Below are 6,300 nucleotides of genomic sequence, written 5' to 3'. Positions count from 1 at the left end.
CCTGTGGGAGAGTAGGACGCCGCCGAACAATTCTTCTGAGAAGCCCCGCCCGGGGACACCGGGCGGGGCTTCTCGCATTTCCGGGTTCGGCACGGCCGGCCGGGGGGTGGTGCTAGGTCCACCTCGAAGACGGGTGGCACAGCCAATGTGCTGCGACGGCTCCAGCCAGGACACTGATGCCGTGACCAGTCGGACGTCGATGTCAGGAGCAGCACCGTGGCAGTCACAACTTCCCTCGAGGGGATGAAGGTGGTCGGTCGGGGAGCGTCCGGGCGGCTCACGGGGAGCGTGCGGGCGGTGGGCCGGTCGGCGGTGGCTGCCGGCGGGGCGGGCCTGAGCCTCCTCGTGCCGTTCGTGGCCGTGGTCATCGCCGGCGGTGTGACGGCCCGGGTCTTCGAGACCTTCGAGTTCTTCCCGTTCTGCGTGTTCGTGACCGTGACGACCACCGGTGTGGTGACGGCCTATTGGTGCTCCCGCCACAGCGCGGGCTGGACACGGGCCCAGGTCCGGCGCTGGTCCGGGATCACGGTCCGGGCGGACTACTCGCCCCTCCCGCCGCTGGAGCGGGACGAGCGGGGCCACTGGTGGACGGGCTTCTCGTACCACCGTCGGTACGGCGTGGCCCGGGTGGCCCGCTTCGTGCACTGGAGCATGAGGGACGCCACCACCCGCCGGGACGCGATCTGGTGGCTCCTCAACCCCTGGTCCGCGACGTTCTTCCTGGTGCCGCCGGCCCTGCTGCTCGGTGGGGGCGTGGTCTTCGCTCTCGGCTCCGCGGTCGACGGTGGCCTGGGCAGCAACCACCCGTTGAGGGCCGTCATATCGCTTCTGCTCGGCCTCCTGGTGTCGGTGGTGGGCCTCCTGGTCACGCCGTACGCGCTGCGTGCTCACCTCGACGTCGCCGCACGGGTGCTGGAGCCCGGTCGGTGGGCGAGCAACACCCAGTTGAAGCGCCGGGTCGAGGAACTGACGCTGACCCGTGCCGATGCCCTGGGCGACCAGGCGGCGGAGCTCCGCCGGATCGAGCGGGACCTGCACGACGGCGCTCAGGCACGGCTGGTGGCCATCGGCATGACCCTCGGCACGATCGAGCACCTCATGGAGACCGACCAGGCGGCGGCCCGCGAGCTGCTCTCCGAGGCCCGGCAGTCCTCCGCCAAGGCACTGCAGGAGCTGCGCGACCTGGTGCGGGGCATCCACCCGCCGGTCCTGGCCGAGCGCGGGCTGGGCGACGCGGTGCGCTCCCTGGCGCTGGACAGCCCGCTACCCACCGAGGTCACCGTCTGTCTGCCGGAGCGGCCGGAGCCCCCGGTGGAGGCCGCCGTCTACTTCTGCATCAGTGAACTGCTCGCCAACGCCGCCAAGCACTCGGGTGCGCGCCGGGTCTGGGTGGACGTCCTGCACAGGGCCGACCTGCTCCGGGTCACGGTCACCGACGACGGCTGCGGGGGCGCCCAGTTCGGGCGGGGGAGCGGGTTGCGCGGCATCGAGCGGCGGTTGGGTACCTTCGATGGCACGCTCTCGCTGAGCAGCCCGCCCGGCGGGCCGACGACCATCACCATGGAGCTGCCGTGCGCGTTGTCCTCGCCGAGGATCTCTACCTCCTTCGACAAGGGCTGATCAAGCTCCTGGAGGTGCACGGCTTCACCATCGCGGCTGCGGTCGAGACCGGCCCCGAGCTGTTGGAGGCACTGCTCACCGAGAAGCCGGACGTCGCGGTGGTGGATGTCAGGCTTCCCCCCACCCTGACCGACGAGGGCCTGCAGGCGGCACTCGCCGCCCGGCGCCAGATCCCCGGACTACCGGTCCTGGTGCTGTCCCAGCACGTCCAACAGCTCTACGCGCGTGAGCTGTTGGCGGACGGGTCCGGTGGCGTCGGGTACTTGCTGAAGGACCGGGTGTTCAACGCCGAGCAGTTCGTCGACGCGGTCCGCCGGGTGGCGGCGGGAGGTACGGCCATGGATCCGGACGTGATCGCCAAACTGATGGAGAGCCGGGCCAGTTCGGGCCCGTTGCAGCGGTTGTCGCCCCGGGAGCGGGAGGTGCTGGAGCTGATGGCGGAGGGCTGTTCCAATTCCGCCATCGCCGCCCGACTCACCGTCAGTGACGGTGCGGTGGCGAAACACATTGCCAATATCTTCACGAAGTTGGAGCTGGTACCGGCCGATGATGCCAACCGCCGTGTGCTGGCGGTGTTGGCGCACCTCAACGGCACCCCACAGCGGACACCGGCGTCCGGGTGGGAGGCGTGATGAAACGCGCGTACGAGTAGTATCCGGTGGGCCGAGACGGTCCACAGCACGGAGACCCCGTGTCCGGCCGAGGGTGGATTCGGCAGTAACGGTCGCTTACGGCAGCAGCCGGTCCCCAGGGGTTGATCTACTACATGGCACGCCCGTCCCTCACTCGCGCTCATCGGGCACTACTCGGCGTGGTCGCCGCGGGTGCCTGCCTCATTTCCGGCATCGGCTTCGCCGGCTCGTACAACGCGGTGCGCGAACTCGCGATGGAGAAGGGGTTCGGCGCCTTCTCCTACGCCTTTCCGATCGGCGTCGATGCCGGCATCGTCGTGCTGCTCTCGCTGGACCTCGTCCTGACCTGGCTGCGCATACCCTTCCCGCTGCTGCGGCAGACGGCCTGGCTGCTCACCGCGGCCACGATCGCGTTCAACGCGGCGGCCTCCTGGGGCGATGCGCTCGGCATGGCGATGCACGCGGTCATCCCGGTGCTGTTCGTGGTGGTCGTCGAGGCCTCCCGGCACGCGGTGGGCCGGATCGCGGCGATCACCGCCGACCGCCACATGGAGTCGGTGCGCCTGATGCGCTGGCTCCTCTCGCCGGTGCCGACCTTCCGCCTCTGGCGCCGGATGAAGCTGTGGGAGCTCCGCTCCTACGACGAGACGGTCCGGCTGGAGCAGAACCGCCTGGTCTACCGCGCGCAGCTGAGGTTCCGGTACGGCCGCGGCTGGCGCCGGTCCGCCCCCTTCCAGGCGCTGCTGCCGCTCAAGCTGGCGAAGTACGGCGTGCCGCTCGACCCGGGCATCCTCGACCGGATCGACGGTCCGCTCGAAGTGACGAAGGGCGACGCCCAGGCGGTCGGCCCGGCCGCGGTCTCGGCGGCGGTCGCGGTGCCGACCCTGGCCAAGCTGGCCGCGGTCCGGCTGCGGGACGCGCAGGAGCCGGAGCACGACACCACCCCGGTCTCCGAGCCGGAGGCCGCCCAGGCCAACGTCTGGATGACCCGTGCGGTCCGGAGCTACTCACAGCCGTCCGACGACTCCGAGGCGCCGGGCGCCCGGATGTCGCCGTGGTTCAAGCCGCCGCGGGCGGCGGAGGCGCGGCCGGCCGGGCCCGGGGCCGATCCGATGGGTGACCTGCCCGCGTCCGGTCCGCAGGTCCTCGGTGCTCCGGCGGACCGCGGCGCACGCCCGGCCCGACCGGTGCCGGGTGCCGGCCGCCCGCAGGGCGCGCCGCAGCCGGGCGCGGCCCGTGCCGTCCCCGGCCAGGTGTCCCCGGGCCGGCTCGGCCGCCCGATCCGCCTGGAGCAGACCGTCCACGCCGAGCCCGAGCAGCTCCAGCAGGACCTGCGCCGGTTCCCGCGCGAGGGCGCCCCGGCCGAGCAGCTGCCGTTCGACCAGGCCGAGGCGGACCGCGCCGAGCTGGCGGGGCTGGACTTCGAGGCCGACGGCGTCGAGTCCGCCGGTGGGCAGGGCGGCCGCCGCCCCGGCGCCGACCCGCTCGACCCGGACCTCTGCTTCGACGCGCTGATCTCGTACATCGACATGTACGAGCAGCAGCCCGACCCGCAGAGCCTCGCCGAGTTCCTGACCGCCGAGTACGGCGTCACCGGCACCCGTCCCGACGGTTCGGTGAACCCGGCGGACGTGAACCGCATCTGGGCCCAGCTGCAGAACCGCTACGTCAGCTCCGGCCGGGAGTAGGAGCCGGCCGCCAGCTGCGGGCACCCGTCCGCAGCCGGGGCGCGGGCCGGCCCGGCGACCTCCGCCGCGGACCCGGCGGGCCGCCGGCACAACCGTGCATCACCACAACAGAAGAGCTCTCCGGACGGGTCCGACCCGGCGGGTGCGCCATTGACGCTCCGGCGCGGCGAACACTACCGTCACCTCAACAATTTGTTGAAGCGTCGGTGCGGTGCGCGGCCGGCGCGTCCTGGAGGAGTTCTGATGGCGCAGGTCGAGCTGGACGGCACCGTTCCCGCAGGTGGGGCCTCGTTCTCCGACGCGGCCCGGACGGCCGTGGCCGCGCTGCTGGCCCCGGTCGACGCCGAGCTGGCCCGTCGCTACCCGGGAGACTCCGGCAGCCGGCAGCCCGTGCACACCGTGTACGTGCCGGCCGACGCCTTCGGTGCCGACACCGTGGACGAGTGGGGCCGCCGGGCCCTGGAGGCGTTCGACGCGCACGCCGCGACCCCGGAGCAGCTCGCGCAGGCGCTCGGAGTCCCCGCGGACGCCCTGCTCGCCGACGTGCACGCCCGGGTCCGGGCCAAGCTGGAGCGCGAGCCGGTCGAGGACCTGCGGATCGACTTCGAGGACGGTTACGGCCCCCGGCCGGACGCCGAGGAGGATGCGGCCGCCGTGCGTGCGGCCCGCACGGTCTCCGAGGCGGTGGCGGCGGGCACCGCGCCGCCGTACGTCGGCATCCGGATCAAGTGCATGGAGGCGGCCGTCCGCGACCGCGGCATCCGCACCCTGGAGCTGTTCCTCGGCACCCTGCTCGCCGGCGGCGGCCTGCCCGACGGCCTGGTGCTGACGCTGCCGAAGGTGACCTACGCCGAGCAGGTCACGGCGCTCGTCCGGTTGCTGGAGGACTTCGAGCGGCAGGCCGGCCTGCCCGCCGGCCGGATCGGGTTCGAGATCCAGATCGAGACGACGCAGGCGATCCTCGGCCCGGACGGCCGCGCCACGGTGGCCCGCATGATCGACGCTGCCGAGGGCCGGGCGACCGGCCTGCACTACGGGACCTTCGACTACAGCGCCGCCTGCGGGGTCAGTGCCGCGTACCAGAGCATGGACCACCCGGCGGCCGACCACGCCAAGGCGGTGATGCAGGTCGCCGCGGCCGGCACCGGCGTCCGGCTGTCCGACGGCTCCACCAACGTCGTCCCGACCGGCTCCACCGAGCAGGTCCACGCGGCCTGGCGGCTGCACCACGGCCTGGTCCGCCGCTCACTGGCCCGGGCCTACTACCAGGGCTGGGACATGCACCCGGCGCACCTGCCGACCCGGTACGCCGCGGTGTACGCCTTCTACCGCGAGGGCCTGGAGGCGGCCGCGGCCCGGCTCGCCGCCTACGTGGCCAAGGCCGGCGGCGACGTGATGGACGAGCCGGCCACCGCCCGGGCACTCAGCGGCTACCTGCTCCGCGGCCTGGACTGCGGGGCCGTCGACGCCGCCGAGGTCACCCGGCTCACCGGCCTCGACCGGGCCGCGCTGGACGCCCTCGCCGGACGCTGACGGGGCGGCTGCGCCGAGACGGGTCCGCTCCGGCAACGGCACCGGTCGGGTGCCGTTCCCGGAGCGTTAGGCTGGCGGAACGCCCCGTGCGGGACGACCGGTCCGCGCAGGCGGCGCCGCGGTCCCGCGCCGTCCGCCGCCGCCCACCCCTCCCGGAGACCCGTCCCGCCATGTCGGAGCCCAGCCCGAAGCCGTACCTGACCGTCCGGGGCTCCGGCAGCCACGAGATCGAGATCAAGAAGTCCCGCTTCATCTGCCACCTCGCCCGGGTCGCGGACGAGGACGAGGCGCAGGCCTTCATCGCGGCCGTCCGCAAGCAGTACTGGGACGCCCGGCACAACTGCACCGCCTTCGTGGTCGGCGAGGACCAGCGGCGCGAGCGCTCCAGCGACGACGGCGAGCCGAGCGGCACGGCCGGTGTGCCGATGCTGGAGGTGCTCCGCCGGCGCGGTCTGACCGACACGGCGGCGGTGGTGACCCGCTACTTCGGCGGCATCAAGCTCGGCGCGGGCGGACTGGTGCGGGCGTACGGCGGTGCGGTGTCCGAGGCCCTGGACGAGATCGGCCTGCTGGAGCGCCATCCGGTGGCGCTGTTCGCCGTGTCGGCCGACCACACCAGGGCCGGACGGCTGGAGAACGACCTGCGTGCGGCGGGGTACGAGGTGCGCGACCTGGACTACGGGGCCGCCGGGGTGCGGATCGAGGTGGGGGTGCCGGAGGCCGGGGTGACGGACTTTCACACCTGGCTCGCCGAAGCGACCGGCGGTTCCTCCGAGGCGGCGCCGGCGGGGTGGAGTTACCGCGAACTGCCGATCGAGTGACACTCG

General features: G+C 73.2%; 5 protein-coding genes. All 5 read left to right on the top strand.

Annotated elements, in window-relative coordinates; all coding sequences use genetic code 11:
* The first annotated feature begins 216 nt into the window (after positions 1-216).
* The 5 genes from IE98_RS43380 (at position 217) to IE98_RS0131365 (ending at position 6,294) form a co-directional block, all read left to right on the top strand.
* Positions 217-1,620: a sensor histidine kinase gene (locus IE98_RS43380; protein ID WP_234443749.1), complete on the top strand. Its 1,404-nt coding sequence runs from the start codon at positions 217-219 to the stop codon at positions 1,618-1,620.
* Positions 1,572-2,252 carry a response regulator transcription factor gene (locus IE98_RS0131380; protein ID WP_030274845.1) on the top strand — a complete coding sequence of 227 codons (681 nt, stop codon included), beginning with the start codon at positions 1,572-1,574 and terminating at the stop codon, positions 2,250-2,252. Before IE98_RS43380 ends, IE98_RS0131380 begins: the two co-directional genes overlap by 49 nt.
* A gap of 134 nt (positions 2,253-2,386) precedes the next feature.
* Positions 2,387-3,940, top strand: coding sequence for a DUF2637 domain-containing protein (locus tag IE98_RS47000; RefSeq protein ID WP_078661450.1), 1,554 nt, complete (start codon positions 2,387-2,389; stop codon positions 3,938-3,940).
* Between the two features lie 243 nt (positions 3,941-4,183).
* The gene (locus IE98_RS0131370) at positions 4,184-5,473 is read left to right on the top strand and encodes a DUF6986 family protein (RefSeq protein ID WP_052391219.1); all 1,290 of its coding nucleotides are present in this window, start codon (positions 4,184-4,186) and stop codon (positions 5,471-5,473) included.
* A gap of 170 nt (positions 5,474-5,643) precedes the next feature.
* The gene (locus IE98_RS0131365; RefSeq protein WP_030274841.1) at positions 5,644-6,294 is read left to right on the top strand and encodes a YigZ family protein; all 651 of its coding nucleotides are present in this window, start codon (positions 5,644-5,646) and stop codon (positions 6,292-6,294) included.
* The last annotated feature ends 6 nt before the right edge of the window (positions 6,295-6,300 follow it).

Source organism: Streptomyces sp. NRRL B-24484 (assembly GCF_000717715.1).
Taxonomy (GTDB): domain Bacteria; phylum Actinomycetota; class Actinomycetes; order Streptomycetales; family Streptomycetaceae; genus Kitasatospora.
This window is presented reverse-complemented; position numbering and strand designations above follow the sequence as displayed.